At 70.2% G+C, this 24,763-nt stretch carries 19 protein-coding genes and 1 pseudogene; 12 read left to right on the top strand and 8 right to left on the bottom strand.

What is annotated here, in order from left to right; translation table 11 throughout:
• Positions 1-164 precede the first annotated feature (164 nt).
• Positions 165-1,709: an aminotransferase-like domain-containing protein gene (locus tag AAW51_RS26660; protein ID WP_169788093.1), complete on the top strand. Its 1,545-nt coding sequence runs from the start codon at positions 165-167 to the stop codon at positions 1,707-1,709.
• Positions 1,710-1,753: 44 nt separating this feature from the next.
• On the opposite strand, the gene alr is transcribed toward AAW51_RS26660, so the two are convergent.
• Entirely contained in the window at positions 1,754-2,863 is a 1,110-nt protein-coding gene (gene alr, locus AAW51_RS26655) for an alanine racemase (RefSeq protein WP_047197040.1), read from the bottom strand.
• 212 nt (positions 2,864-3,075) lie between these two features.
• Between alr and lplT the strand changes: the two genes are divergently transcribed.
• A complete protein-coding gene (gene lplT, locus AAW51_RS26650) occupies positions 3,076-4,353 on the top strand; it encodes a lysophospholipid transporter LplT (protein WP_047197039.1) in 1,278 nt (425 codons plus the stop codon).
• Between the two features lie 64 nt (positions 4,354-4,417).
• Positions 4,418-5,344 carry a DMT family transporter gene (locus AAW51_RS26645; protein WP_047197038.1) on the top strand — a complete coding sequence of 309 codons (927 nt, stop codon included), beginning with the start codon at positions 4,418-4,420 and terminating at the stop codon, positions 5,342-5,344.
• Positions 5,345-5,386: 42 nt separating this feature from the next.
• Here AAW51_RS26645 and AAW51_RS26640 read toward each other — a convergent pair whose 3' ends face one another.
• The 4 genes from AAW51_RS26640 to AAW51_RS28630 form a co-directional block, all read right to left on the bottom strand.
• Positions 5,387-8,233 (bottom strand): hybrid sensor histidine kinase/response regulator, encoded by a 2,847-nt coding sequence (locus AAW51_RS26640; RefSeq protein WP_047197037.1) that lies wholly within the window; start codon positions 8,231-8,233, stop codon positions 5,387-5,389.
• Positions 8,234-8,235: 2 nt separating this feature from the next.
• The gene (locus tag AAW51_RS26635; RefSeq protein ID WP_047197036.1) at positions 8,236-10,770 is read right to left on the bottom strand and encodes a methyl-accepting chemotaxis protein; all 2,535 of its coding nucleotides are present in this window, start codon (positions 10,768-10,770) and stop codon (positions 8,236-8,238) included.
• Positions 10,767-11,306 (bottom strand): chemotaxis protein CheW, encoded by a 540-nt coding sequence (locus tag AAW51_RS26630; protein ID WP_047197035.1) that lies wholly within the window; start codon positions 11,304-11,306, stop codon positions 10,767-10,769. Before AAW51_RS26630 ends, AAW51_RS26635 begins: the two co-directional genes overlap by 4 nt.
• A 113-nt stretch (positions 11,307-11,419) precedes the next feature.
• Entirely contained in the window at positions 11,420-12,325 is a 906-nt protein-coding gene (locus AAW51_RS28630) for a response regulator (RefSeq protein WP_053013941.1), read from the bottom strand.
• 324 nt (positions 12,326-12,649) lie between these two features.
• Here AAW51_RS28630 and AAW51_RS26620 point away from each other — a divergent pair, with 324 nt between their 5' ends.
• From AAW51_RS26620 to AAW51_RS26580, 9 genes and pseudogenes are all read left to right on the top strand, one after another.
• Positions 12,650-13,141, top strand: coding sequence for a glutathione peroxidase (locus AAW51_RS26620; protein WP_047197034.1), 492 nt, complete (start codon positions 12,650-12,652; stop codon positions 13,139-13,141).
• A gap of 130 nt (positions 13,142-13,271) precedes the next feature.
• Positions 13,272-14,465: an amino acid aminotransferase gene (locus tag AAW51_RS26615; protein WP_047197033.1), complete on the top strand. Its 1,194-nt coding sequence runs from the start codon at positions 13,272-13,274 to the stop codon at positions 14,463-14,465.
• Between the two features lie 51 nt (positions 14,466-14,516).
• Positions 14,517-15,479: an ABC transporter permease gene (locus AAW51_RS26610; RefSeq protein WP_047197032.1), complete on the top strand. Its 963-nt coding sequence runs from the start codon at positions 14,517-14,519 to the stop codon at positions 15,477-15,479.
• A 121-nt stretch (positions 15,480-15,600) separates the two neighbouring features.
• A pseudogene (locus AAW51_RS26605) lies at positions 15,601-16,367 on the top strand (ABC transporter permease).
• Positions 16,368-16,372: 5 nt separating this feature from the next.
• Complete coding sequence (locus AAW51_RS26600) at positions 16,373-17,383, top strand: ABC transporter ATP-binding protein (protein ID WP_047198353.1); 1,011 nt, start codon at positions 16,373-16,375, stop codon at positions 17,381-17,383.
• The gene (locus AAW51_RS26595) at positions 17,380-18,264 is read left to right on the top strand and encodes an ATP-binding cassette domain-containing protein (RefSeq protein WP_047197031.1); all 885 of its coding nucleotides are present in this window, start codon (positions 17,380-17,382) and stop codon (positions 18,262-18,264) included. The genes AAW51_RS26600 and AAW51_RS26595 overlap by 4 nt, the downstream gene beginning before the upstream one ends.
• Positions 18,265-18,332: 68 nt before the next feature.
• A complete protein-coding gene (locus AAW51_RS26590) occupies positions 18,333-19,826 on the top strand; it encodes an ABC transporter substrate-binding protein (RefSeq protein WP_053013940.1) in 1,494 nt (497 codons plus the stop codon).
• A 47-nt stretch (positions 19,827-19,873) separates the two neighbouring features.
• The gene (locus AAW51_RS26585) at positions 19,874-21,265 is read left to right on the top strand and encodes an amidase (protein WP_047197030.1); all 1,392 of its coding nucleotides are present in this window, start codon (positions 19,874-19,876) and stop codon (positions 21,263-21,265) included.
• Between the two features lie 7 nt (positions 21,266-21,272).
• Positions 21,273-22,601 carry a tetratricopeptide repeat protein gene (locus tag AAW51_RS26580; RefSeq protein WP_047197029.1) on the top strand — a complete coding sequence of 443 codons (1,329 nt, stop codon included), beginning with the start codon at positions 21,273-21,275 and terminating at the stop codon, positions 22,599-22,601.
• A gap of 23 nt (positions 22,602-22,624) precedes the next feature.
• Here the strand turns inward: AAW51_RS26580 and AAW51_RS26575 are convergent, their stop codons facing one another.
• The 3 genes from AAW51_RS26575 to AAW51_RS26565 all read right to left on the bottom strand — a co-directional run bounded on the left by AAW51_RS26575 (position 22,625) and on the right by AAW51_RS26565 (position 24,492).
• On the bottom strand, positions 22,625-23,047 hold the full coding sequence (locus AAW51_RS26575) for a VOC family protein (RefSeq protein WP_053013939.1): 423 nt from the start codon (positions 23,045-23,047) through the stop codon (positions 22,625-22,627).
• Between the two features lie 120 nt (positions 23,048-23,167).
• Positions 23,168-23,803 (bottom strand): RES domain-containing protein, encoded by a 636-nt coding sequence (locus tag AAW51_RS26570; protein ID WP_047197027.1) that lies wholly within the window; start codon positions 23,801-23,803, stop codon positions 23,168-23,170.
• Positions 23,800-24,492 carry a hypothetical protein gene (locus AAW51_RS26565; protein WP_157360078.1) on the bottom strand — a complete coding sequence of 231 codons (693 nt, stop codon included), beginning with the start codon at positions 24,490-24,492 and terminating at the stop codon, positions 23,800-23,802. The genes AAW51_RS26570 and AAW51_RS26565 overlap by 4 nt, the downstream gene beginning before the upstream one ends.
• Positions 24,493-24,763 lie beyond the last annotated feature (271 nt).

The following is a 24,763-nucleotide window of genomic DNA, read 5'->3' as shown; positions in this document are numbered from 1 at the left end:
AGGTGGGCGGGGGATGTCGGCAGTATTCGAGCCGGCGGCCGCGCCGCAAAGACGCAGCGCGTTGCAAAAAGGAGCAGCACAGACGGCGACTTTGGTGTCTGTACTGGCGACAGATCGGCACCTCTGTACCTGTCATGGCCCCGCTGCGGCGCACACAATGCCGCATGGACTCCGCTCACGCGCCCGACGGCCCCCCCGCCCCGCCCGTGTCTGCCCTGCCGCTCTATCACCGCATTGCCAGCGAGATCGAGCGTGCGGTGACCAGCGGCGCGTTGCGCCCGGGTGACCGGCTGCCGTCGGTGCGCCAGCTCAGCCAGCAGCACGCCGTCAGCATGACGACGGCCTTGCAGGCCTACCGCTGCCTCGAAAACCGCGGGTTGGTGCTGGCGAAGCCCAAGTCGGGCTATTTCGTCACCGCGCGCCCGCCGGCGATGCCCGAGCCCCAGGTCGACCTCAGCATCGAAGCGGCGTCCTTCGTCAGCATGGACCAGGTGCTGCACGACTTTTTGCTGATGGTCGACGACCCGCTCGCAGCGCCCTCGTTCAACGCCGCACCGGCCCGCGCGCTGCTGCCCGAGGCCAAGCTGCAGAGCCTGCTGGCCGGCGTGAACCGGCGTCACCCCGAATACGCGTCCAAATACCAGATGGCCGGCAGCACCGCGCTGCGGCAGGAGATCGCGCGGCGCGCCGTGGGCTCGGGCGTGCACCTGCGGCCCGACGAGATTGTCATCACCAATGGCGGCATGGAGGCTGTTTACCTGGCGCTGAAGTCGGTGGCGTCGCCGGGCGACACCATCGTGCTGGAGTCGCCCACCTATTTCCACCTGCTGCAATCGATCGAGAGCCTGGGCATGCGGGCGCTCGAGATCCCGAGCCATCCGCGCCACGGCATCTCGCTCGAGGCGCTCGACTTCGCGACGCAGCAGCCGGGTGCCGTGAAGGCCTGCGTGTTGATGCCGAATTTCCCCAACCCGATGGGCAGCCTGATGCCGATCGGCCACAAGCGGCGGCTGGTGCGGATGATGGCCGAACGCAAGATCACGCTGATCGAGAGCGACATCTACGGCGAGCTGTATTTCGGTGACCAGCGCCCGCCGGTGCTGAAAAGCTTCGACACCGAGGGCGATGTGGTGCTGTGCTCGGCCTTCACCAAGACCGTCGCACCCGGCTACCGCATCGGCTGGGTGGCCCCCGGGCGGCACTTCTTGAAGACGCAGACGCTCAAGGTGCGCACGTCGGTCGCCTGCCCGATGCTGCAGCAGGAGGTGCTGGCGCAGTTCATCCGCGACGGCGGCTACGACCACCATTTGCGCAAGCTGCGGGCGGCGCTGAAGACCCAGGCCCACCAGATGGCCGACGCGGTGGCCCGCTATTTCCCGCCCGGCTGCCGTTTGAGCCTGCCGCAGGGCGGGCTGATGCTGTGGATCGAGTTGCCCCGGCATGTCGATTCGCGCGAGGTCTTCATGCTGGCGCGGCTGGAACACATCGGCGTCGCGCCCGGGGCCGCCTTCAGCTGCAGCCGCCGCTTCGACCATTTCATCCGGCTGCAATACGGCGACCCGTGGTCACCCCGGATCGACGCTGCCTTGCGCAAGCTGGGCCAGATCGTCACGCAGCTGGCGCAAGGCGGCCCGGCCGCGGGCGGCAAAGGGACGCGGCACGACAGCAGCACCGACCGTGACGCCCGCGCGCCGGTACCGTCGATCTGAGGCGCCGGGGAGGCGCGGGCCGCGACAGCGGCGCGGGGACGCTTTCAGTCACCCGGCGCGTCGGAGGTGACCGGGACGCGGGGTGCCAACGCGCACATCAGTTCGTACCCGATGGTGCCCGCCGCGCGCGCCACTTCGTCGATCGGCAGCACGGCACCGCTCGGGCCCTGGCCCCACAGCGTCACTTCGCTGCCCACCGCGGCGGTCGGCACCGGCGTCAGGTCGACGGTGATCATGTCCATCGAGACCCGCCCGACCAGGCGGGTGCGCACTCCGTCGACCAGCACCGGCGTGCCGTTGGGACAGTGCCGCGGGTAACCGTCGGCATAGCCGCACGCCACCACGCCGACCCGCATCGGCGCCTCGGCGCGGAACACGCTGCCGTAACCCACCGTCGCCCCGGCCTCCAGCGTCTGCACCGCGATCAGCCTGGAACGCAAGGTCATCGTCGGGTGCAGCCCCCAGTGGGCGATGTCGTGGTGCGGGAAGTCGGGTGACGAGCCGTACACGGCAATGCCGGGCCGGACCCAATCACCGCGCACGGCGGCGCGCGTGCGGGCATGGATCAGCGTCGCCGCGCTGTTGGCGAGCGAGCGTTCCCCCGGCAGGCCCTCGGTGGCGGCCTCGAACACCGCCAGCTGGTGCTCGATGCCGCGCGGGCCGTCGGCGTCGGCGAAGTGCGTCATCAGCGAAATGTCGTCCACCTGCGTCAGCCCGCTGAGCCGCATCCAGGCATGCCGGAACGCCGCCGGCGTGAAGCCGAGCCGGTTCATGCCCGAATTGAGCTTCAGGAACACCCGATGCGGCCACGTGGTCTTGTGGGTCGCGATCCAGTCGATCTGCGCGTCGTGGTGCACGACGTGCCACAGGTTCAGGCGCGAGCACAGCTCCAGGTCGCGCGGCTCGAACACGCCTTCCAGCAACAGGATCGGCCCGCGCCAGCCCAACGCCCGCACCTTTTCGGCCTCCGCCAGGTCGAGCAGCGCGAACCCGTCGGCACCCTGCAGCCCGGGGTAGGCACGCTCGATGCCATGGCCATAGGCATTGGCTTTCACGATCGCCCAGACCTTTGCATCCGGGGCGGCAGCGCGTGCCACGCGCAAGTTGTCGGCCAGTGCGGCGGAATGGATCAGGGCTTGTATCGGACGCGGCATCAAATGATTGTGCCAGCCGCTTTGCCGAGGCTTTTTCGGTTCTCGCGCCGTCTGACCGCACCCCCTTCGGGGGCCCCCCGCCGCCGGCGAGAGCCCCGGGGGGCGTGCTATAAACCCGGGCGCGCTGCGCGGGCAGGCGCAGAGCCGGCGCCGGGGGCAGCCGCCTGGACCTTGACGGCACTCGTGAGAAGCCGCGTGCGAGCAGTGACTGAATGAAAAAAGGCTTCTACACCATCATGTCGGCGCAGTTCTTCAGCTCGCTGGCCGACAACGCGCTTTTCGTCGCCGCCGTCGAGTTGCTGCGCACCAGCGGCGCGGGCGAATGGCAGCGTGCCGCGCTGGTGCCGATGTTCGCGCTGTTCTATGTGGTGCTGGCCCCCTTCGTCGGCGCCTTCGCCGACTGCATCCCCAAAGGCAAGGTCATGTTCATCTCGAACACGATCAAGGTCGGGGGCTGTTTGATGATGCTGTTCGGCACCCATCCGCTGATGTCCTACGCCATCGTGGGCCTGGGCGCCGCGGCGTACTCGCCGGCCAAATACGGCATCCTGACCGAGCTGCTGCCGCCATCGCAGCTGGTCAAGGCGAACGGCTGGATCGAAGGCCTCACGATCGCGTCCATCATCCTGGGCGTGCTGCTCGGCGGCCAACTGGTCGGCCCGGTGATCTCGCCCCACCTGCTGTCGCTCGACGTGCCGGGCTTCGAAACCGGCATCAACACGGCCTCCGAAGGCGCGATTGCGGCCTTGATCGTGCTGTATGTCGTCGCAGCGCTGTTCAATCTTTACATCCCACGCACTGAAGCCCCGCTGCAGCCGCTGCCCGGCACCTTGATCGAACTGGTGCGCGACTTCCGCACCTGCAACCGCCGCCTGTGGCGCGACAAGCTGGGCCAGATCTCGCTGGCCACCACCACGCTGTTCTGGGGCGTGTCCGGCAATTTGCGCTACATCGTGCTGGCCTGGGCCGCCGCGGCCCTCGGCTACGGCACCACCTCGGCCTCGGCGCTGGTCGGCGTGGTCGCGGTCGGCACGGCGGTTGGTGCGGTGGTCGCGTCGATGCAGGTGCGGCTGCACATGGCCACCCGGGTGATGCCGCTGGGCATCGCGATGGGCGTGCTCGTGATCGCGATGAATTTCATCCACAACGTCTGGGTGGCGGCCCCCTTCCTGATCCTGCTGGGCGCGCTCGGCGGCTACCTGGTGGTGCCGATGAACGCGCTGCTGCAGCACCGCGGCCACAACCTGATGGGCGCCGGCCGTTCGATCGCGGTGCAGAACTTCAACGAACAGGCCTGCATCCTGGGCCTGGGCGCTTTCTACAGCGGCATGACCAAGCTGGGGCTGTCGGCCTTCGGCGCGATCACGCTGTTCGGCCTGGTGGTGGCCGGCATCATGTGGCTGATCAAGCGTTGGCACGAGCACAACGTCGTCCAGCACGCCGAAGAAGTCGAGCAGCTGATGACGCTGGCCCGCACCGACCACCACTGACCCGCCCGCTCCCCCGCCGTCCGGTCCCCGCCGCGGGTTGCCGTGACCGGCCGAGAAAGTCGTGATGTCCGCCACATCCGTCCTGCCTGCCGCCACCTCCCCGTGGCCCGTCCTCGCGCTGCTGCTGAACGCGCTGGTGTGGGGGCTGTCGTGGTGGCCGTTCCGCGTCTTGCAAGGCCACGGTCTGCACCCGCTGTGGGCGACCGTGGTGGTGTATGGGCTGGCTGCGCTGGCGATCCTGGCCTGGCGGCCGGGCGCGGCGGCCCAGATCGTGCGACAGCCCGCCTTGTGGCTGCTCGCGCTCGGTTCGGGCGCCACCAACGCCGCCTTCAACTGGGCGGTCAGCATCGGCGATGTGGTCCGGGTGGTGCTGTTGTTCTACCTGATGCCGCTGTGGAGCGTGCTGCTGGCCCGCGTGGTGCTGCACGAGCATTTCACGCCCCACACGCTGCTGCGCGTGGGGCTCGCGCTGGCCGGCGCGGCCATCGTGCTGAAGCCTGAAGGGGCGGCGTGGCCGCTGCCGCGCGGGCTGGCCGACTGGCTCGGGCTGTTCGGCGGTTTCGCGTTCGCGTTCAACAGCGTGATGCTGCGGCGGCTGGCGCCCCGCACCCAGGAGGAAGGGCGTGCGGTCGCGATGCTGTTCGGCTGTGTGCTGGTCGCCGGTGTCCTCGCCAGCGCCCTGTCGGCCGGCGGTGTGGCGCCGTGGCCGCCGGCGCTGCAGGCCGGCTGGGCCTGGGTGGCCGTCGCGATGGCCGGCGCCTTCATGCTGTCCAACCTGGCGTATCAATATGGCGCGGCGCGGCTGCCGGCGTCCGTCACGTCGGTGGTGATGCTCACCGAAGTCGTGTTCGCGTCGGCCTCGTCGATCGCCGTGGGCGGCGCCGCGCCCGACGGCCGGACACTGCTGGGGGCGCTGCTGATCGTCGGCGCCGCCTTGCTGGCGGCGGTCGGCCCGGCGCGCTGGGGGCGCGGGCGCCGGCGCCCCGGTTAGCGCCGGGAGGCGCGTGGGTTGGCGGGCCGGTTGGCGGGCCGGTTAGCGGGCCGCCTGCGCCGGCAGCAAACGGCGCACTTCGGCCAGCAGTTCGTCGTCGGCATAGGGTTTGGTCAAAAACACGTCGACCCCGGCCTCTTGTGCGTTGCGCAGGTGCCGATGGGTGGCGCGCGACGTGATCATCATCACCGGCAGCCCCTTCCACAGGCGCGACTCGCGCAGCCGCCGCGTCAGCTCCAGGCCGTCGAGGTTGGGCATCTCGAGGTCGGTCAGCACGATGTCGGCCTTGCGTCGCACCAGCACGTCGAGCGCGTCGAAGCCGTCGCGTGCGGTCGACACCTCGAAGCCGGCGCCGCGCAGCAGCTGGGCGATGGTCTTGCGCACCGAGATGGCGTCGTCGACCACCAGCACATGGCGGCGCGGCACCTTCAGCCGCTGGCGCAGCTGGGCCGCCGCTTCGCGGCGCACTGGCGACTCGGCGGCACGTTCGAGGGCCTCGATGTCGAGCAGGAACAGCACCCGGCCGTCGGGCCGGAACGCGCCGCCGGCAATACCCTGCACCCGGCGCAGCAAGCGCCCGATGTCCTGCAGCAACAGCTCGCGTGTGCCGTCGAGGCGGTCGACTTCCAGCGCCACTTCGCCGTGCGCGCCGCGCGCCAGCACCACCGGCTTCGAACCGTCTTCCGCCTCGCCGACGGCCACGCCCAGCCACTGCGCCAGCTGGCGGTAGGGCCATTCACGCCCCGCGTGGCGGAACACGGGGCCGGCGGCCGTCATCGCCACCGCGCCTTGGCCGGCCGGCAGGGCCAGCACCACCGAATCGCTGGGCAAGGCGTAGGACTGCTGCTCGACCTGCACGATCAGCGCCTGCTGCAGGCCGGTGCTGGCCGGCACCTGCAGCGTGAAGTTAGTGCCTCGACCCGGCTGGCTGTCGATCTCGAGACGGCCCTTCATCGCCCGCAGCTGGTCGGCCACCAGGTCGAGCCCGGCGCCGCGGCCGGACAGGTCGGTCACCTCGGCGGTGGTCGAAAAGCCGGGCAGCAGGATCAAACGGGCCAGCGCGTCGGGGGCCAGCGACGCCTCGGCGTCGATCAAGCCCATGTCCAGCGCCCGGCGGCGGATCGCCTCGAGGTCGAGGCCACGCCCGTCGTCACGGCATTCGACCCGCAGCAGCTGCTGTTCGCGCGTGAAGCGCAGCAGCAGCGTGCCGGCGCGGGGTTTGCCGCGAGCGGCGCGTTCGGCCGGCGCCTCGATGCCGTGGTCGACGGCGTTGCGCAGCAGTTGCAGCAACGGCTCGGCCAGCCGTTCGAGCACGTCGGCGTCGACCAGTACCTGCTCGCCGGTCACGTCGAGATGGGCCTGCTTGCCGGTGGCCGCGGCGGTCTGCACGACCGCGCGGCGCAAGCGCGCCACCAGCGGCCGGGCCGGCACCAGGCGCGCCGCCATCAGTTCGCGGTGCTGGCCCACCAGCGTCTGGCCTTGCTGGCGCAAGGTCTGCAACGCGGTCTGCATCTCCTCGCGGGCCGCGCGGCCGTGTTCCTGCTCGTCGGCGCCCATCTCGGTGGCAAAACGCGACAGGGCGCGCAGTTCGGCGCGCAACTCGGCAAGCGGCTCGACCCCGCCCGGGGTTATGCCGCCGGCTGCATTCCCGCCCGCCGCAGCGTGGGTGTCGAGCACCGCGTCGAGCTGGTGCAGCCGGTGCCGCAGCTGGCCGTTGCTGGCTTCCAGCTGTTCGAGCCGGTCTTCGATCACGCGCAGATGTTCTTCCAGCCGCGCGTGCGACACCAACGACTGCGCCGCCTGGTGCACCAGACGATCGAGCCGGTCGACGCCGATGCGCAAGGTGGCGAGGGCGGGGTTGGGCGGCTGCGAGTGCGCGGCCGCCGAGGATGAGGCCGCCGCCGGCGTCGCCGGCCGGGCCGCCGTGGCCGGGTCGGGCGCGCCGAGGGCCGAAGGCAGCGTGTCGAGCGCCAGCCGCTCGACACCGCCTTGATCCACCGCGCGCAGCCAGTCGCCGAGCCGCTCCAGCGATGCCAGCGCTTCGTCGGGGGCGGCGTCGTGGCCGCGCAGCGCGTGCAGCATCTGGTCGAGACAGGCCGCGCCCTGGTCGAGGTCGCGGGCCATCGCCACCGGCACCTCGCCGCGCCGGTCCACCGCATGGTCGAGCAGCACTGCGAGCCGCTGGGCCAGGCGCCCGATGCCGCGGATGCCGACCACACGGGCGCTGCCCTTGAGGGTGTGGGCGGCGCGGGCCGCCTGCCGCAACGCGCTCAGCTCCGCATGCCCGTGGGACAAGGCGCGCACGCCGGCGGTGAGGGCGTGCAGTTGCGCGGGCGCGTCATCGAGGAAGGCATCGAGCAGCGTCGGGTCGACGTCGTCGGGCACCTCGAGCGACACCTCGTGGTCGTCCAGCGGCTGAGGGGCGGTGGTGGGGGCGTGGGCCTCCATCTCGGCCGGCACCGTGGGGGGCTTGCGCAGCAGCTTCTGCAACTCGTCCTGCTGCTCGAAGGTCAGGCCCAGCGGGCCTTCGGCCATGTAGCGGTTGAGGTCGCGCACGGCCTCGTTTTCGGCCGGCAGTTCGACATATCCGGCCACCGGGCCGTGCCAGCGCAGCAGCCAACCCAAGGCTTCATGCAGGTCTTCGCCTTCCAGGGTGGCAAACACCGGCGCGCAATCGCGCAGCAGCTCCAGCACGATGGCCAGGCCTTCGAGCTGGATCATGCGCGCGACCTGGGCCAGGCGGGCATAACCGGCGGCGGCCTTGTCGGCCTGCTGCGGCCCGCTGCTCTCGATGCTCAGCCACTGCATCAGGGCCGAGTCGATCTCCGGCGCGGCCAGCGTGAACTCTTCCTGCAGCACCTGCAACAGTTCCTTGAGCGGCGTCGTCACGGCTAGTCTTCCTCTGGCGCGGGTAGTTTGAACGGGCCGACGGCTTCCGAAAGCCGGCGTGCCAGCTCGACCAGCTGGGCGGTCGAGGCGGTTTGTTGCTCGCTGGCGGCGAGGGTCTGGGCCGAACCGCGGTCGAGCTGGTCGACACTCGAGCGCAGCGCGCGGGCCAGTGCGGTCTGTGGGTCCGAGAAGGCGGCGATCTGCTGCACCAGGGCGGCGAGCTGGTGGGTAGTCTCACGGCTGGCCGCCATCTCGGTGCCTGCCAAACGCGCCTGTTCCGACTGACGGGCGATCTGGGCGATCAGCCGGTTCATGCTCTGCAACGTGTCGCCGGTCTCCACCTGCACCGCCTGCACCAGCACGCGGACCCGCCGCGCGCTGTCGCGCGACACGTCGGCCAGTTGCTGCACCGCTTCGGCCACCTGCGCCAACCCCTGTCCGGCCGAGCCGGCGGCGGCGGCCGGCCCGGCCGCGTTCGATGCCAGCACCCGGGTGCGCTCGGCGATCGAGGTGATCAGGTTGACCGCGCCGGTGGTGTCGCTGCTGCGTTCGGCGAGCCGCTTGAAGCGCTTCTCCAGCTCGACGCCCGCCCCGCGCAGGGCTTCGCTGCCCTCGACCGCCAGGTCGACCGCTCGCCAGGCCGCTTCGGCCGCGTTGGCGGTCTGCGTGGCGGCCTCGCGGCTGCGGGTCGAGAGCAGCGCCATTTGCGCGACCTGATCAGCGGCCCGCTGGAGCAGGCCGGCCAGGGCCTGCAGCGCCGCCCGTTGGTCCTGCGTGGCGGCGCTGACGCGCGCGGCTTGTTGCCGGCCCGACACGCTCGCCTCGTGCAGCCGGCGCGCCACTTGGCGCACCTCGGCCAGCGTCGCGCTCATGTCGTCGCCGAGCTGGTTGATGGCCGCCGCCAACGAGCCGATCTGGTCCGCGCTTTCGGCGGCGCGCACGCTCAAATCTTTGTTGGCCATCTGGAACAGCGTCTGCAGCAGGTGCACGGCCGCGTCCCCTTGGGCGTCGTGTTGGCGGGCCGCGACGGCGAGCGGCGCGACACGGGTGTCGAGCACACGGTCGAGGCGGTGCCCGAGTGCGCCGACCTCGTCGTCGGGCGCCATCCGGGTGCGCACCTTCAGGTCGCCACCCTCGACACGTGCAAGGGCCGCGCGCAGCGCCGCCAGCCGACGCAGCACGCCGTGCAGCCCGAAGGCCCCGACCAGGGCGCCGGTCAGCAGGCACAACAAGGCGGCGAGCGCCACCGGCCCGAGCTGCGACGGCAGCAGCGGCGGCGCGGCCGCGGCTTGTCGCGCCGCGGTGATGACGGCCCAGCGCAACCCTTCCAATTGCAGTGGGGCATAGGCGGCCGGCACCGGTGCGCCTATGTGCGGCTGTACCAGGGTGCCGGTGTGGCCCGCCAGCGCCGCGTTGGCCGCAGGGGAGTCGAGCGGCAACTGGCCGACCCCGCTGCCCCGGTGCAGCACCAGCTGGCGGTCGGCTTCGTTCAGCCCGCTGCCGTGACGGGCCAGAAAGCCGGCCTTGTCGGCACGCAGGGCCAGCGGGTCGCTGCGCAGCCGCTTGTCGGCCCCGACGAGGTAGGTGTCGCCGGCGCTCGCCGTCGCCTGCGCGAGCGGCGCCGTCAGGTCCTCGATGCCGGCGCGCCAGGCCAGCACGCCGATCTGCTGATCGCCCTCGTAGAGCGGCACGGCCGCGAACACCACGATGCGGTTGGCCGCCGGCAGGTAGGCCGCCGCGTCCGACAGCGCCAGCGCGTCGGCTGACTTGGCCCGGCGCACCTGGGCGTAGACGGCGGCCAGCGGCGTGCCGGCCAGCGGTGTGTCCTGGAGGCCGACCGCGAAGTCGAGGTCTTTGGCAACGCTGTAGACGATGCGGTCGGTCTCGGTGTCGATCAGCAGCAGGTCCTGCACGGCCAGCTGGGTGCGCGCTTTGTCGAAGGCCCGCTGGTGCAGCGCATGCGCCTGCCCGTACGGCGTCGGCGCGTCGGGGTAGACCAGGTGGTGCTTGTGGCCGGGCGGCTGGGGATTGCGGACGATGAAGTCCTGCTGCAGTTCGGCGGTGAGGGGCGAGCGCTGGCCCAGCAGGGTGATCGGCGGCGGCAGCGGCGCGAGGTTGTGGCGCCGCCACTCCGGCTGGAACTGCTGCGCCAGCCAGGCCTGCATTTCTTCGTCCATCGGGGCGACGGCCGCGGCGGCGTCGAGGTCGCCGGCGGGCCGCGCGTTCATCGTCTGGAGGGCTGCCTTGAACTGCTTGAGGGCGTCGATCGTGCCCCGCTGGCCCGCCAACAGCCGCAGGCCGGCGAGCCGGTGCATGACCTCACGCTGCACCGCCTGCCGGTGCTGGTCGCGCTGCAGTTCCAGCTGCTGCTGCAAGACCTGGGTGGTGGTGACCTGCGCGGTCGCGCGCGCGGCCTGCCAGACGCCGACGGCGCCTGCCACCGCTCCGAACAAGGCGAGCCCTGCGCCGCCGATCAGCAGCTTGCGACGCAGGCTCGCGGCGCGGCGAGGCGCTGCGGCCCCCGGCTGTGCGCTCACGCGAGGGCCAGTTCGGCGGAAAGTGCTTCCATCAGGGCGTCGGCATCGACCAACGCCCAGGCCTGGCCTCGGTTGTCCGTCGCGGCCCCGATCACGAACTCAGCCAGGCCCGCCGGCGTGTCCGGCGGCGCCAGGCCGGCCATCGGCCGGGCGGTCGCCGGCAGGCCGCGAAACAGGATGGCCGCACTGTGCTCACCTTCGCCGCCCACCAGCAGCAGGGCGCCGGGCCCGGTGGGCGGGGGCTGCGTCGGGTCGAGGTAGCGCACCAGGTCGAACACCGGGATCACCCGGCCGTCGACGTTCGCAGCCCCTGCCAGCCAGGGCGGGGCGTGGGGCACCTCGGTCAGTTCGAAGTCGTCGACGACACTGCGCGCCCAGCTGAACGGAAAGGCCAGCCACCATGGGCCGCAGGTGACGCCCTGGGCAAGGGCCGTCGGTTCGTGAAGGCCAGGGTGGGATGGGGTCGCGTCGGGCTGCACGGCGAGGTCTCGGGTCTCGATGGAGTGCGCAGTGTAGGCGCGCGCGGAGCGTGCCAAGCCCCCGGGAGCCACGTGCCGCGGGCCCTGCCCCCTGCCCGAGGGGGCGAGATGTATCAGAAGCGTTTCAGCGGCGTGCCTTCGCGCGTCGGCCGCCGCCGCCGGGCCGCCCGTCAGGCATCCGGGGTGGGGCGGGTGGCGGCGATGCTTGCCATCGTGCTGTCGAAAGCCCGCTGGAACACCTCATGGTGGCTGCCGATCACCCGCACCAGTTCGTCCTCGACCAGCGGCTTGGCCAGATAGGCGTCGCAACCCGCCAGTGCGCCGCGGATCTTGTCGATGGCATTGGCCCGGCTGCCCAGCAGCACCACCACCGGCACCTGCTGCCCGTTCGCGGGGCGGCGCCGCTTGATGTTGCGGCAGATGTGGTAGCCGTCCATGTCGTCGGTCATCACATCGAGGAAGACGAAATCGAAAGGCTGCTCGTCGAGCCGCTGCATCGCCTCGTCACCGCTGCGCGCCAGATGCACCTTAAAGCCAAATCGTTTCAGGCGTGACTGTATGAAACGGAGGGCCAGATCGTTGTCATCGACCACCAGGATGTGCTCGAACTTCTCGTCGCCTTCGACCAACACCGCATTGCTGAAGTTCGAACTGGACTGGAAGTCGGAAGGCCTGCCCAGAGCCGGTACGCGTCGCAGGCTGTGGCCGAACAACGGTGCCGAGAGGGGATCGTGTGCCGGCGTTTCGGGCGGCGGTGACTCGGGCGTGTCGCGGCGCACGATGTCGTCCAGGGCTCGCAGCAACTGCATCAGATTGATGGGCCGGGGCAGTTGCGCCAGGGCGGCGTTCACCTGCGCGGCGCCGACGAACAGGGCGCGCTCCCATTTGCCTGCCGCCACCACCGCCGGTTGGGTCTCGGGCGCATCGGCATCGGCCACCACATAGTCGCAGCCCGTCAGTTCGGCGACGTAGTCATAGGCAGGCGAGCGCCGCGCGGCCAGGCGAAAAAACGCCTCGAACGTGGCCCGCTCGAAACTGCTGAAACCCTGGACCGCCACCCGGTAACGGATGCTCATGAAATGCTCCCTGCCGCTCGCCGACCCAGCGCGCCGATGCTGGCTCCTGGCAGGGGCCTGACCCTCTTTGTCTCGTGCCCGGTTCGGGGCCGCTCCCTGCCTGTTATTGCCTCGGGGGCGCTGTTTCCCCCTGAAGCCGACGTAACAGCATGTTTGCAGGGGCAGTCGCTGGGCGTCAAGCCCGCACCTCGGGGATGGATGCGCGTGCGACAGCGCAAGCGCGAACAGGCGGAGCGGTCGGGACCCGGATAGCGCCGGGCGATAACATCGGGCTCCACCTTGAGGGAGCGCTCGCACCGCAGTGCGAAGCACGGAGGTCATTTGATGAACAGTGTGTACGACTTCGACGCCGTCGGCATCGACGGCAAACCGGTGGCCTTGCGTGATTACGAAGGCAAGGTCCTGTTGATCGTCAACACGGCGAGCAAGTGCGGCTTCACGCCCCAGTTCGCTGGTCTGGAGGAACTGTGGGCCGAATACCGGCCGCGCGGGCTGGTCGTGGTCGGCTTTCCCTGCAACCAGTTCGGCTCCCAGGACCCGGGTAGCGACAGCGACATCTCGTCGTTCTGCTCGCTCAACTACGGCGTCAGCTTTCCGATGATGAGCAAGGTCGAGGTCAATGGCCCGCAAGCCCATCCGCTCTACCGCTGGCTGACCGAAGAAGCCCGGGGACTGCTGGGCACCCGCGCGATCAAATGGAACTTCACCAAGTTTCTGGTCGGCCGCGACGGTCAGGTGCGCAAGCGTTACGCCCCGACCGACTCGCCCAAGTCGCTCAAGGCCGACATCGAAAAAGCCCTCGGCGCTGCGGGCTGAGGTCGTGCCGGCGTCGAGCGGCGCCGCGGTGCGGTCGACCGAGCCGGGCCAGGCCCGGCGCGTACAAGACGGCGCTCGCCGGGCGCCCGATAATGGTCGCTTCTTCTTCCTTTGCGCCCAAGGACCCCCGATGTTCCAGCATGTCGACGCCTACGCCGGCGACCCGATCCTGACCCTGAACGAGAACTTCCAGAAGGATCCCCGCCCGAACAAAGTCAATCTGAGCATCGGCATCTATTTCGACGACGCCGGGCGGCTGCCGGTGATGAGCGCGGTGCGCGAAGCCGAAACCACACTGCTGCAACAACTCGGCGAGCGGCCCTACCAGCCGATGGAAGGCGCGGCCAACTACCGCACCGCGGTGCAGCAGCTGCTGTTCGGCGCCGACCACGAGGCCGTCAAGAGCGGCCGCATCGCGACCCTGCAGACGCTGGGCGGCTCGGGCGGCCTCAAGGTCGGTGGCGATTTCCTGCAGCGCTATTTCGGCGGGTCGCAGGTGTGGGTGAGCGACCCGACCTGGGACAACCACCGCGCGATGTTCGAAGGCGCCGGTTTCAAGGTCAACACCTATCCGTACTACGACGCCGAGACCGGCGGCCTGAAGTTCGACCAGATGCTGACCGCACTCAAGTCACTGCCGGCGCAAAGCATCGTGTTGCTGCACGCCTGCTGCCACAACCCCACCGGCGTGGACCTGACGCGCGAGCAGTGGGCCGAGCTGATCCCGGTGATCCGCGAGCGCCGTCTGATCCCCTATCTCGACATCGCCTACCAGGGCTTCGGCGACGGCATCGCCGAAGACGCGCATGCGGTGCGGTCGCTCGCCGAGGCCGGCGTCAGCTTTTTCGTCGCCAACTCCTTCTCCAAGAGTTTCTCGCTTTATGGCGAGCGCTGCGGCGGCCTGAGCGTGGTGTGCCCCGACGCGGCGCAGGCCGAGCGGGTGCTCGGCCAACTCAAGGCGGCCGTGCGGCGCAACTACTCCAGCCCGCCCACCCACGGCGGCCAGATCGTCGCGCGCGTGCTGCAGACGCCCGCGCTGCGGGCCAGCTGGGAAGCCGAGCTGGGGGCCATGCGGGAGCGCATCAAGCAGATGCGCGAGCGCCTGCACGCGGTGCTCAGCGCCAAGCTGCCCGGGCGCCGGCTCGACTACTTCCTCACCCAGCGCGGCATGTTCAGCTACACCGGGCTGAGTGCCGAGCAGGTCGACCGGCTGCGCGAGGAGCACGCCGTCTACCTGGTGCGCTCGGGCCGCATGTGCGTGGCCGGGCTGAACCAGCACAACGTCGAGCCGGTCGCGGTCGCGATGGCCGCCGTGTTGGCCTGAGGGCCGGTCGGCGGCGTCGGGCCGTGCTGGCCGGCGCCGCCTGCTGTTGCGATGCTGGTGTTTCTCGTCAAGCGCTGCCTCAGCTTCGTCGCCACGCTGGTGTGCGCGTCGGCCCTGATCTTCGGCGTGCTCGAAGTGCTGCCCGGCAACGCCGCTCAGGTGATGCTGGGCCCCACTGCCGAGCCCGAGGCGGTCGAGGCGCTGGGGCGGCAACTCGGGCTCGACCGCCCGGTGCTCGAGCGTTATGGGCAGTGGGTGGTGGGCCTGCTGCGCGGTGACCTCGGCATCAGCCATGCCTACGACACGCCGGTGGCCGACCTGCTGGCCGAGCGCCTGGTGGTGAGCTTGCCGCTGGCGTTGATGGCGATGGCGCTCACCACCGTGCTCGCCCTCGGCTTCGGGGTCTATGCCGCCGCGCGCCACCGGCGCCCGGCCGACCTGGGTGTGATGGCGGTGAGCCAGCTCGGCATCGCGGTGCCCAATTTCTGGTTTGCCATCCTGCTGATCCTGCTGTTCTCGGTGAAGCTGCAGTGGTTCTCGGCTGGCGGCTTCCCCGGCTGGTCCGCCGAGGACGGCGGGGGTATCGGCGCCGGCCTGAAGGCGCTGCTGCTGCCAGCCGTGTCGCTGGCGGTGGTGCAGGCGGCGGTGCTGACCCGCGTGACGCGCTCGGCGGTGCTCGAGGTGTTGCGCGAGGACTTCGTGCGCACCGCACGGGCCAAGGGCTTGAGCCGGCACGCGACGCTGTGGCGGCATGTGTTGCGCAACGCGATGATCCCGGTGCTGACCATCATGGGCCTGCAGTTCGGCAATCTGCTGACCGGCACCATCGTGGTCGAGAACGTGTTCTACCTGCCCGGCCTGGGCCGGCTGGTGTTCCAGGCCATCAGCAATCGCGACCTGATCGTGGTGCGCAACGTCATCATGTTGCTGGCCGCCGCCGTGGTGTTGATCAACTTCGCGGTCGATGTGCTGTATGCCGTGATCGACCCGCGCTTGAAGGGCGCCCGTGGCTGAGCCGAGCGCGCCGCAATCCGCCGCTGTGGCCCTGCGCACCACGGGCGCGCGCGCCGACGGTTTCTGGCGCCGTGCCGCTGCGCACCCCGGTTTTGTCATCGGTGCCGTGCTGGTGCTGGCGATGCTGGCCGCGGCGCTGGTGTCGCTGGTCTGGACCCCGTATCCGCCGCTCGAGATCGACGTGCCGCAGAAGCTGCAGGGCCCGTCGGCGGCACATTGGCTGGGCACCGACGGCCTGGGGCGCGACATCGGCACCTTGCTGCTGGTGGGCGCGCAGAACTCGCTGGTGGCGGGGGTGGTCGCGGTCGGCATCGGCGTGCTGGCCGGTGTCGCGCTCGGCGCGCTCGCGGCCGCCCGCGGGGCTGGGTGGACGAATGCGTGATGCGCTTTTCCGACCTGGCCTTTGCCTTCCCGGCCTTGTTGTCGGCGTTGATGCTGACGGCCGTCTACGGCCCCGGGCTGCTGACCGCCATCGTCGCCATCGGGCTGTTCAACGTGCCGGTGTTCGCCCGCGTCACGCGCGGCTCGGCACGGGTGGTGTGGGCGCGCGAGTACGTGCTGGCCGCGCGCGCCTGCGGCAAGGGCGGGCTGCGCATCACACTCGACCATGTGCTGCCCAACATCGCGGCGGCCCTGATCGTGCAGGCCACCATCCAGTTCGCCACCGCGATCCTGGCGGAGGCCGCCTTGTCCTACCTGGGGCTCGGCACCCAGCCGCCGCAGCCGTCGTGGGGGCGCATGCTCAACGAGGCGCAGGCGCAGATGTTCCAGGCGCCGCAACTGGCGATCTGGCCGGGCCTGGCCATCGTGCTGTCGGTGCTGGGCCTCAACCTGATGGGCGACGGTCTGCGCGACCTGCTCGACCCCAAGCTGGCGCGCGCGAGGTGAGGGCGGTGCCGTTGCTGCAGGTCGAAAACCTCCGCGTCACGCTCCAGACGGCGCGTGGCCCGGCGGTCGCGCTCGCGGGCCTCGACTTCACGCTCGAACGTGGCGACACGGTCGGGCTGATCGGCGAATCGGGCAGCGGCAAATCGCTCACCGCGTTGGCGCTGATGGGGCTGCTGCCCGACACCGCCAAGGCGGCCGGCCGCATCGTGTTCGACGGGCAAGACCTGCTGGGCCAGTCGGAGGACGACTGGTGCCGGTTGCGCGGCGACCGCATCGCGATGGTGTTCCAGGAGCCGATGACCGCGCTCAACCCCTTGCACCCGATCGGCCGCCAGGTGGCCGAGCCCTTGCGGCTGCACCGCGGCCTCGGCGAGCGTGATGCACGCGCCGAGGCGCAGCGTCTGCTCGAGCGTGTGCATCTCGACGACGCCGGGCGCCGGCTCGACGCCTATCCCCACCAGCTGTCGGGCGGCCAACGCCAGCGTGTGATGATCGCCATGGCGCTGGCCTGCGGCCCCGACCTGCTGATCGCCGACGAACCCACCACCGCCCTCGACGTGCGGCTGCAACGCGAGATCCTCGAGCTGCTGGCCGACCTGGTCGACGACACCGGCATGGCCTTGCTGTTGATCTCGCACGACCTTGGCGTGGTGGCCGAATACGCCGAGCGCATGCTGGTGATGTACGGCGGGCACATCGTCGAATCGGGCCCGACCGACGAGGTCTTCGCCCGCCTCGCCCACCCCTACACGCAAGGCCTGTTCGCGGCCCGCCCGCGCCTGGGCCGCGGGCGCGGCCATCGGCTGGACGCGATACCGGGGCGCGTGCCGGAACTGATCGACCTGCCGCCCGGCTGCCCCTATTCCGACCGCTGCCCCTACGCGATCGACGCCTGCCAGGCCCAGCTGCCGCCGCCGATCGAGGTGGGTCCCGAGCACCGGGCACGTTGTATCCGGCTGCCGGAGGTGCTGCCCATGGGCAGCGGCGCTGACAAGGAAGGAGCGGCCCGGGTATGAGCCTCTCCAGACCCGCTGCACCCGGCGCGACAACGTCCCCTCCGGGGCCGCCGCTGCTGCAGGTGTCCCACCTCAGCCGCCACTACCGCCTGCCGCGCAGCCGCTGGTGGGGCCCCGCGCCGGTCGTGCAGGCGCTCGACGACGTCAGCTTCGAGCTGCAGGAGGGCGGGAGCCTGGGTGTCGTGGGCGAATCGGGCTCGGGCAAGTCGACGCTGGCGCGCCTCGTGATGGCGCTCGAAGCGCCCAGCGCCGGCCGGGTCTGCCTGCTCGGGCAAGACCTGCAGCGCCTGCCGCCGGCGCTGCTGCGGCGGGCGCGGCGCGATTTCCAGATGGTGTTCCAGGACCCCTACGGTTCGCTCGACCCACGCCACCGTGTCGGCCGTATCGTCGCCGAACCGCTGCGGGCGCTGGGGCCGCTCGCGTCGCAGGAGGCACGGCAGCGCGTGGCCGACGCACTCGATGCCGTCGGCCTGCGCGCCAGCGACGTCGAGAAGTACCCGCACGAATTCTCGGGCGGGCAGCGTCAGCGTATCGCGATCGCCCGCGCCATCGTCACGCGGCCGCGTCTGCTGGTGGCCGACGAGCCGGTCAGCGCGCTCGACGTCTCGGTGCAGGCGCAGGTGCTCAACCTGTTGCAAGACCTGCAGCGCCAGCTGCGGCTCAGCCTGCTGTTCATCAGCCACGACCTGGCGGTGGTCGAGCACCTGTGCGACGAGGTGATCGTGATGCAGCGCGGCCGGGTGGTCGAACGCGGCACGCCAGCGCGATTGTTCCAGCAGGCGGCCCATCCCTACACGCAGGCCTTGCTCGACGCGGTGCCGCGGGTGGAACCCGGCCGGCGGCGCCGGGCCCATGCGGCGGCCAGCGCAAATCCACCCTGAAATCGTGGTGCAATGAGCCGCGTGAACCCGGGGCGGGCCCGGGTTGTCGTACCAGGAGGAGTCTCGACATGACCGTCTGCCAGCAGTCACGCGTCTGGTGTGTCGCCTTGGCCGTGCTCGCCGCTTGCGGCGGGGCCGGGGCGCAGCCGGGCAAGACCTCGGCGGTGCTCGCCATCACGCTCGAGCCGCCCGGGCTCGACCCGACCACCGGCGCCGCCGCCGCGATCGGCGAGGTCGTCCACTACAACGTGCTGGAGGGCTTGACCAAGATCCAGCCCGACGGCAGCGTCACACCGCTGCTGGCCGAGAGCTGGCACGTCGAGCCCGACGGCAAGAGCTACACCTTCAAGCTGCGCCGGGGCGTCAAGTTCCACGACGGCGAGGCCTTCGACGCCTCGGACGTGAAGTTCAGCTTCGAGCGCGCCAAGGCCGAGGGCAGCACCAACAAGGCCAAGAAGGCGGTGTTCGACAACATCGCGCGCGTCGACACGCCCGACCCGCACACGGTGATCCTGACCTTGAACCAGCCCGACGGCACGATGCTGTTCCGGCTCGGCGAGAACACTGCGGTGATCCTCGACCCCAAGAGCGCGCCGACCACCGCGACCCGCCCGATCGGCACCGGTCCCTTCAAGTTCGACAGCTGGGCCAAAGGCTCGGCCGTGATGCTCAGCGCCTGGAGCGGCTTTCGCGCGCCGCAGAGCGTCAAGCTGAAGAAGGTGCAGTTCCGCTTCATCAACGACGGCGCGGCCCAGGTGGCGGCGCTGATGGCCGGCGACGTCGACGCCATCCCGCGCTTTCAGGCCTTCGAGAGCGTCGAGCAGTTCCGGCGCGACCCGCGCTTCAACGTCACGGTGGGCGGCTCCAACGGCAAGACCATCGTCAGCATCAACCACCGCCGCAAGCCGTTCAACGACGTGCGCGTGCGCCGTGCGATGTCGCACGCGATCGACCGCAAGGCCATCATCGAAGGTGCGATGAACGGCTATGGCCGGCCCATCGGCAGCCACATGGTGCCGAGCGACCTCGGCTATCTGGACCTGACCGGCGTCTACCCGCACAACCCGGAGAAGGCCCGGGCCCTGCTGAAGGAAGCCGGCGTGAGCACGCCGCTCAACGTGACGCTGACCTTGCCGCCGCCCCAGTACGCCAGGCGCAGCGGTGAGGTGGTGGCCGCGCAGTTGGCCAAGGTCGGCATCCACGCCAAGATCGAGAACGTCGAATGGGCGCAATGGCTGTCGGGGGCCTTCAAGGGCAACTTCGACCTGACCATCATCAGCCACGTCGAGCCGCTCGACATCATGATCTACACCAACCCGCAGTACTACTTCGGCTATGACTCGCCGGGCTTCCGGAAGTTGATGGAGCAGTACAACGCCAGCATCAACCCCAAGCAGCGCCTGCAACTGATCGGCGACGCCCAACGGTTTCTGGCCGAAGACGCCGCCAACCTGTTCATGTTCGAGCTGCCGCAGATCGTCGTCAGCCAGAAGCGCCTCAAAGGCTTGTGGGCCAGCTCGCCGATCTTCGTCAACGACATGGCGTCGGTGTCGTGGCAATGAGGCCCGGTGCGTCGGCCACGGACGGTGTCAGGGTGGAAAGGTCGAGCATGAACGAACTGCACAACTTGAGCGCCTGCGAGCTGTTGGCGCTGTACCAGCAGCGTGTGGTCTCACCGGTGGAGGTGACGCAGGCCGTGCTGGCGCACATCGAAGCCTGGGAGCCGCGGCTGCAGGCCTGCTACGCGCTCGACCCCGAGGCCGCCCTCGCGGCAGCGCGGCAATCGGAACAGCGCTGGATGCGCGGCGAGCCGGTCGGTGCACTCGACGGTGTGCCGACGATGCTGAAAGAGAACATCGCCACACGCGGTGTGCCGGTGCCGCTCGGCACCGCCGCCACCGAGCTGGTGCCCGCGGCGCAGGACGCGCCGCCGGCAGCCCGCTTGCGCGAGGCCGGCGTGGTGTTGCTCGGCAAGACCACGATGCCCGACTACGGCATGCTGTCGTCCGGCCTGTCCAGCTTTCACCCGCTGACCCGCAACCCCTGGGACCTGAGCAAGAACCCGGGCGGCTCCAGCTCCGGTTCCGCGGCCGCCGCGGCCGCGGGCTACGGCCCCTTGCACCTGGGCACCGACATCGGCGGCTCGATCCGGCTGCCGGCCGGCTGGTGTGGCCTGTTCGGGCTCAAGCCCAGCCTCGGCCGCATCCCCATCGACCCGCCGTACCCCGCTCGCGTCGCAGGCCCGCTCACTCGCACCGTCGCCGATGCCGCGTTGATGATGGGCCCGCTGTCGCGCCCCGACCCGCGCGATCACATGAGCCTGCCCTACCAGGCCATCGAGTGGCAGCAGCTCGCGCGCGACCTCAAGGGCTTGCGGCTGGGGCTGTTGATGGACGCCGGCTGGGGCACACCGGTGCAGCCCGAGGTACGCGACGCGGTGTTGGCCGCGGCGCGCGCCTTCGAAGCGGCCGGCGCCATCGTCGAACCGGTGTCGCCGTGGGCGGAGCGCCGCATGATCGAAGGGGTGGACTTGTTCTGGCGCACGCGCTTTCACATCGAGATGCGCAAGCTGCCACCCGAGCGCCGTGAGCGCGTCCTGCCGTTCATCCGCGCGTGGGCCGATGGCGGGGCCGGGCAGAGCGGCGAAGCGATGTACGAGGGCTACAGCCAGACGCTCCATCTGCGCGCCGTCACCGTCGCCGCCACGCAGCCTTACGACTACGTGCTGTCGCCGACCGCGCCGATGGCCGCCTTCGCGGCCGAACTGCCGTGCCCCACCAACGACGTGACACGCCCGTTCGACCACATCGCCTTCACGCTGGCCTACAACATGAGCGAGCAGCCGGCGGCCTCGATCAACTGCGGCTACACCCGCGAGGGCCTGCCGATCGGGCTGCAGATCGCAGGTCGGCGCTTCGACGATCTGGGGGTGCTGCAGATGGCGCATGCCTGGGAGCAGATGCGGCCGGCGCAGCGGCCGTGGCCCACGGTGCCGAGGTGAGGCCGTGATGCACGACGTTCGCGGCAACCCGACCAGCACCACGTCGCCGGTCGCGCTCGAACACGCCGAGCGCGCCTTGTGGCGGTTGATCTCCTTCTTCGGCGACCCCCAGCCCGACCTCGACGCCGCTGCGGCCAGCGACCCCGGCTGGGCCTTGCCGCACATCATGAAGGCCGGCTTCTGGCTGACCCTCACCGAGCGCCGCTGGCAGGCCGATGCGGCAGCGGCGATCGCCGCTGCCGAACAGCGGGCCGGCACGGCACACGAACGCGAGCGTTTGCTGCTGCAGGGCGTGCAGCTCGGCTGGCGAGGCGACTGGGAAGGCGCTTGCCGCTGCTGGGACACGGTGCTGCGCAGATGGCCCTGCGACGGGTTGGCCCTGATCTGGGCCCATTTGTTCGACTTCCACCGCGGCGACGCCTACGAGTTGCGGCGCCGCGTCGCGCGGGTGCTGCCGCAATGGTCCGAAGACGACCCGCTCTATCCCTATCTGCTGGGCATGCTCGCGTTCGGCTTCGAAGAAGACCACCTGCACCGCGAGGCCGAAGACCACGGCCGGCGTGCGCTCGCGCACGGCGTGGTGGTGCCGTGGGCGGTGCATGCGGTGGCGCATGTGATGGAGATGCAGGGCCGCTACGACGAAGGTGCGGCCTGGCTGCGCCAGCACCAGGCCGCATGGTCGCAGGGCAGCGGTTTCGCTGGCCACCTGTGGTGGCATCTCGGGCTGTTCCGGCTCGAGCGGCTCGACACCGAAGGGGCCTTGCGGCTGTACGACGAACACCTGAGCGGCGACGCGGTGCAGATCGCCTTGCAGCGACTCGACGCCACGGCCTTGCTGTGGCGTCTGCACCTGCTCGGCGTCGACACCGGTCCACGCTTCACCACGCTGGCGAGCGGCTGGGACACGGCGCCCGAACATTCGGGCTGGTCGCCCTTCAACGACCTGCACGTGATGCTGGCGTTGCTCGGCGCCGACCGGGTCGACCAGGCGCGAGCCTGGCTGGCGCAGGTCGAGCGCGGCACGGCCGAGTGGCAGGCTGCCGGCTTGCGTGAACGCGACGAGGCCGCCGCGGTGGGCCTCACCTTGCAGCGCGGGCTGCTGCAGCATGCGCAGGGCGACGACACGCAGGCACTGGAGACTTTGCTGAAGGCACGGTCGCAGTCGCAACGTATCGGCGGCAGTCACGCGCAGCGTGATCTGATCGACCAGACGCTGCTCGCCGCGGCGGCGCGCGGTGGCCATCGGGGCATGGGGCGCGCCTTGCTCGGCGAACGCCATGGGGCCAGGGCGGTGACGCCGCTCGCGCAACATTGGGCGGGGCGCTTCGCCGGCTGAGGCGCGTACCGCTACGCGGCGTGTCAGGCAGGCGTGTCACGCACGGGCTGCACCGGCAACGCGGTGGCCACATACCAGTGGTTGCCCCAGCGGTCCTGCAGCGCACACGCGCGCTCGCCATAAGGCTTGTCTTCCACCGGCTGCAGCAGCGTCGCCCCGGCCTGCACGGCACGCCGGCAGGCGGCGTCGACGTCGGACACGTAGACATGCACCGCCGCCTGGCGTGAGGGCCATGCGGGGCAGGCATCCGACACCTCGATCATCGCGTCGTGCAGCCGCATCGACGCATGCATGATGCCGCCCTCGGGTGCGTCGTGGCGCGCCACGAGCGTCGCGCCCAGCGCCGAGGTGAGGAAGTCGATCAGCGCGGGGGCGTCTTCGACCAGCAAATAGGGGGACACGGCGGTGTAGCCGGGCGGGCGGAAATCGGCAGGGGTGTGGCTCATTTCGGGTCCTTCCATAGGCAAGGGTGGCCCAATTGTTCGACCGCGAGGCGGCGCGGTCTTGTAGAAAAGTGAAGGGGAGGGGCGGACCTGAGGGCGGCGAGGTGTTCTCGCCCCGTTCGTCTACGTCGAGGGCAGATCGTCGACACCCTCGATGTCCGGCGTGTTCTCGATGAAAGCGATCCACTCACCATCGTCGATCAGCAGCTCGTAGGGCGGGGGCGAAATGATCTTCAGTTCCACCGTTGCCTTGTGCTCATGCCAAAGGGCATAGACGCGCCCCGGCTGGTTGCGGTGAAAACTCTCCCAACTCAATCCGTGCACCGCCGCACCATAGCGATGATGCAGCTCGTGGGCCACTGCGCGGTACGGCGCGTAGCCGAGAAACTCGCGCTGGCTTCCCGCCAGGCCGAGCGTGCGCCGGTTGCGTCCGTCGATTGGAATGAAGACAACCGGGGCACCGACGCGATAGCGCACGACCCGGTACTCGCGCGCCTTGGGCATGTGCCACGAATACCGGTCGCGCAGGTCCGCGCGGAGCACCCCGCACTCGATCGCAACCGTCAGCAACGTCTCGCCGGTGTAGAGCACCGCGTACGCATCCTGCTGCCCGTCAGGCGGGTCGACGCGCAGCAGGCGTGACCGTGCCGGCGGTGGCTCCCATTCGCCGCCAGGATGCCGGAACAGTCGCACCAGCGTGCTGCCCGGCTCGAGCAGCTCCAGCTCAAGCTCTCGCCCGGAAAAGGCGAAGGGCGTCATGCCGCACCGGTTGCCGCTTCGGCTTCGGCTGCGCGTAAAACTGAGCTCAGCCGCTCCTCAGCCGTCCGCCCGAGCAAGTCCGCTGCTTCGGGCTCGAGATCGCGTGCGAGGGGCAGGCGGCCCAGCAGCGCCTCGATCGGCGTCAGCCCACCCAACAAGTCGATGGGCGACGTGAAGAACAGATAGGCGCTCGGCCCGTTGGGCCGGCCCAGTGCGGCCAACACCCTGTTCAGTGGCTCTCCGGCGATCCCGGTCCACGCCTGAAACGCCGGATACTCGCGGCCACGCTTGCGCCCCGGACGCAAGATGGAGAACAACTCGCCGGCGCGCTCCCGCTGCCTCACGGTTTCGTCGCTCAAGCCACCCAGCGCACGGCCCAAATCGCTCGCCGACAGCGCAGCGCGGGAATCGGTATCCGCCTCTACCAGGTAGGGCTCCTTCGGCGGTGCTGTCACGCTCTGCGCCGTCTGTTCCAGCTTGAGCCTGAGGAGCCCCGCCTCGACCGCGACGTCCACCAGCCCACGTATCAGATCTGCCGTCAGTTGCGCACGGTAGCGGGCCTGCTCGGCCGCAAGCTCCGCGCCAATGGCTTGCCCTTCGACCTTCGCTAGAAACTGTGGGTCGACCGCAGCCAGCCCATCGATGACGGCCTTCTCCAACGACGCGCGCTCGGCCTCGAGCGCTTGCAACTGCCGAACGAGTTCGAAGGGACTCGTCCTCGTGACGGGTGCCGACTTGCTGGGCCGCTCCTCCGCAGCGTCCGCGGGCAAGAGGGCTGAGGGGAGACGCGGGCTGGCCCGCCGATGTGTCGTGGCGGTCATCGGATTACCTCGGGGAAGCAGTAATGGGACAGCCTATCCTGCCATAAACTTAAAAATAAGCCAACTAAGGCTTGTATGCCAAAACGTACTGTTCGCTTCCGGGGCTACAACCGCTTCCGCTCTGCGACCTGCATACGAG

Source organism: Caldimonas brevitalea (genome assembly GCF_001017435.1).
Taxonomy (GTDB): Bacteria; Pseudomonadota; Gammaproteobacteria; order Burkholderiales; family Burkholderiaceae_C; genus Caldimonas; species Caldimonas brevitalea.
Note: the sequence above shows the minus strand (reverse complement) of the source record. Positions and strands in the feature narration are given on the sequence as shown.

Excerpts from the sequence above, each read along its gene's own strand:
- AAW51_RS26660 (WP_169788093.1), top strand. The coding sequence starts at position 165 with ATGGACTCCGCTCACGCGCCCGACGGCCCCCCCGCCCCGCCCGTGTCT.
- alr (WP_047197040.1), bottom strand. The coding sequence starts at position 2,863 with ATGCCGCGTCCGATACAAGCCCTGATCCATTCCGCCGCACTGGCCGAC.
- lplT (WP_047197039.1), top strand. The coding sequence starts at position 3,076 with ATGAAAAAAGGCTTCTACACCATCATGTCGGCGCAGTTCTTCAGCTCG.
- AAW51_RS26645 (WP_047197038.1), top strand. The coding sequence starts at position 4,418 with ATGTCCGCCACATCCGTCCTGCCTGCCGCCACCTCCCCGTGGCCCGTC.
- AAW51_RS28630 (WP_053013941.1), bottom strand. The coding sequence starts at position 12,325 with ATGAGCATCCGTTACCGGGTGGCGGTCCAGGGTTTCAGCAGTTTCGAG.
- AAW51_RS26620 (WP_047197034.1), top strand. The coding sequence starts at position 12,650 with ATGAACAGTGTGTACGACTTCGACGCCGTCGGCATCGACGGCAAACCG.
- AAW51_RS26615 (WP_047197033.1), top strand. The coding sequence starts at position 13,272 with ATGTTCCAGCATGTCGACGCCTACGCCGGCGACCCGATCCTGACCCTG.
- AAW51_RS26610 (WP_047197032.1), top strand. The coding sequence starts at position 14,517 with ATGCTGGTGTTTCTCGTCAAGCGCTGCCTCAGCTTCGTCGCCACGCTG.
- AAW51_RS26595 (WP_047197031.1), top strand. The coding sequence starts at position 17,380 with ATGAGCCTCTCCAGACCCGCTGCACCCGGCGCGACAACGTCCCCTCCG.
- AAW51_RS26590 (WP_053013940.1), top strand. The coding sequence starts at position 18,333 with ATGACCGTCTGCCAGCAGTCACGCGTCTGGTGTGTCGCCTTGGCCGTG.
- AAW51_RS26585 (WP_047197030.1), top strand. The coding sequence starts at position 19,874 with ATGAACGAACTGCACAACTTGAGCGCCTGCGAGCTGTTGGCGCTGTAC.
- AAW51_RS26580 (WP_047197029.1), top strand. The coding sequence starts at position 21,273 with ATGCACGACGTTCGCGGCAACCCGACCAGCACCACGTCGCCGGTCGCG.
- AAW51_RS26575 (WP_053013939.1), bottom strand. The coding sequence starts at position 23,047 with ATGAGCCACACCCCTGCCGATTTCCGCCCGCCCGGCTACACCGCCGTG.
- AAW51_RS26570 (WP_047197027.1), bottom strand. The coding sequence starts at position 23,803 with ATGACGCCCTTCGCCTTTTCCGGGCGAGAGCTTGAGCTGGAGCTGCTC.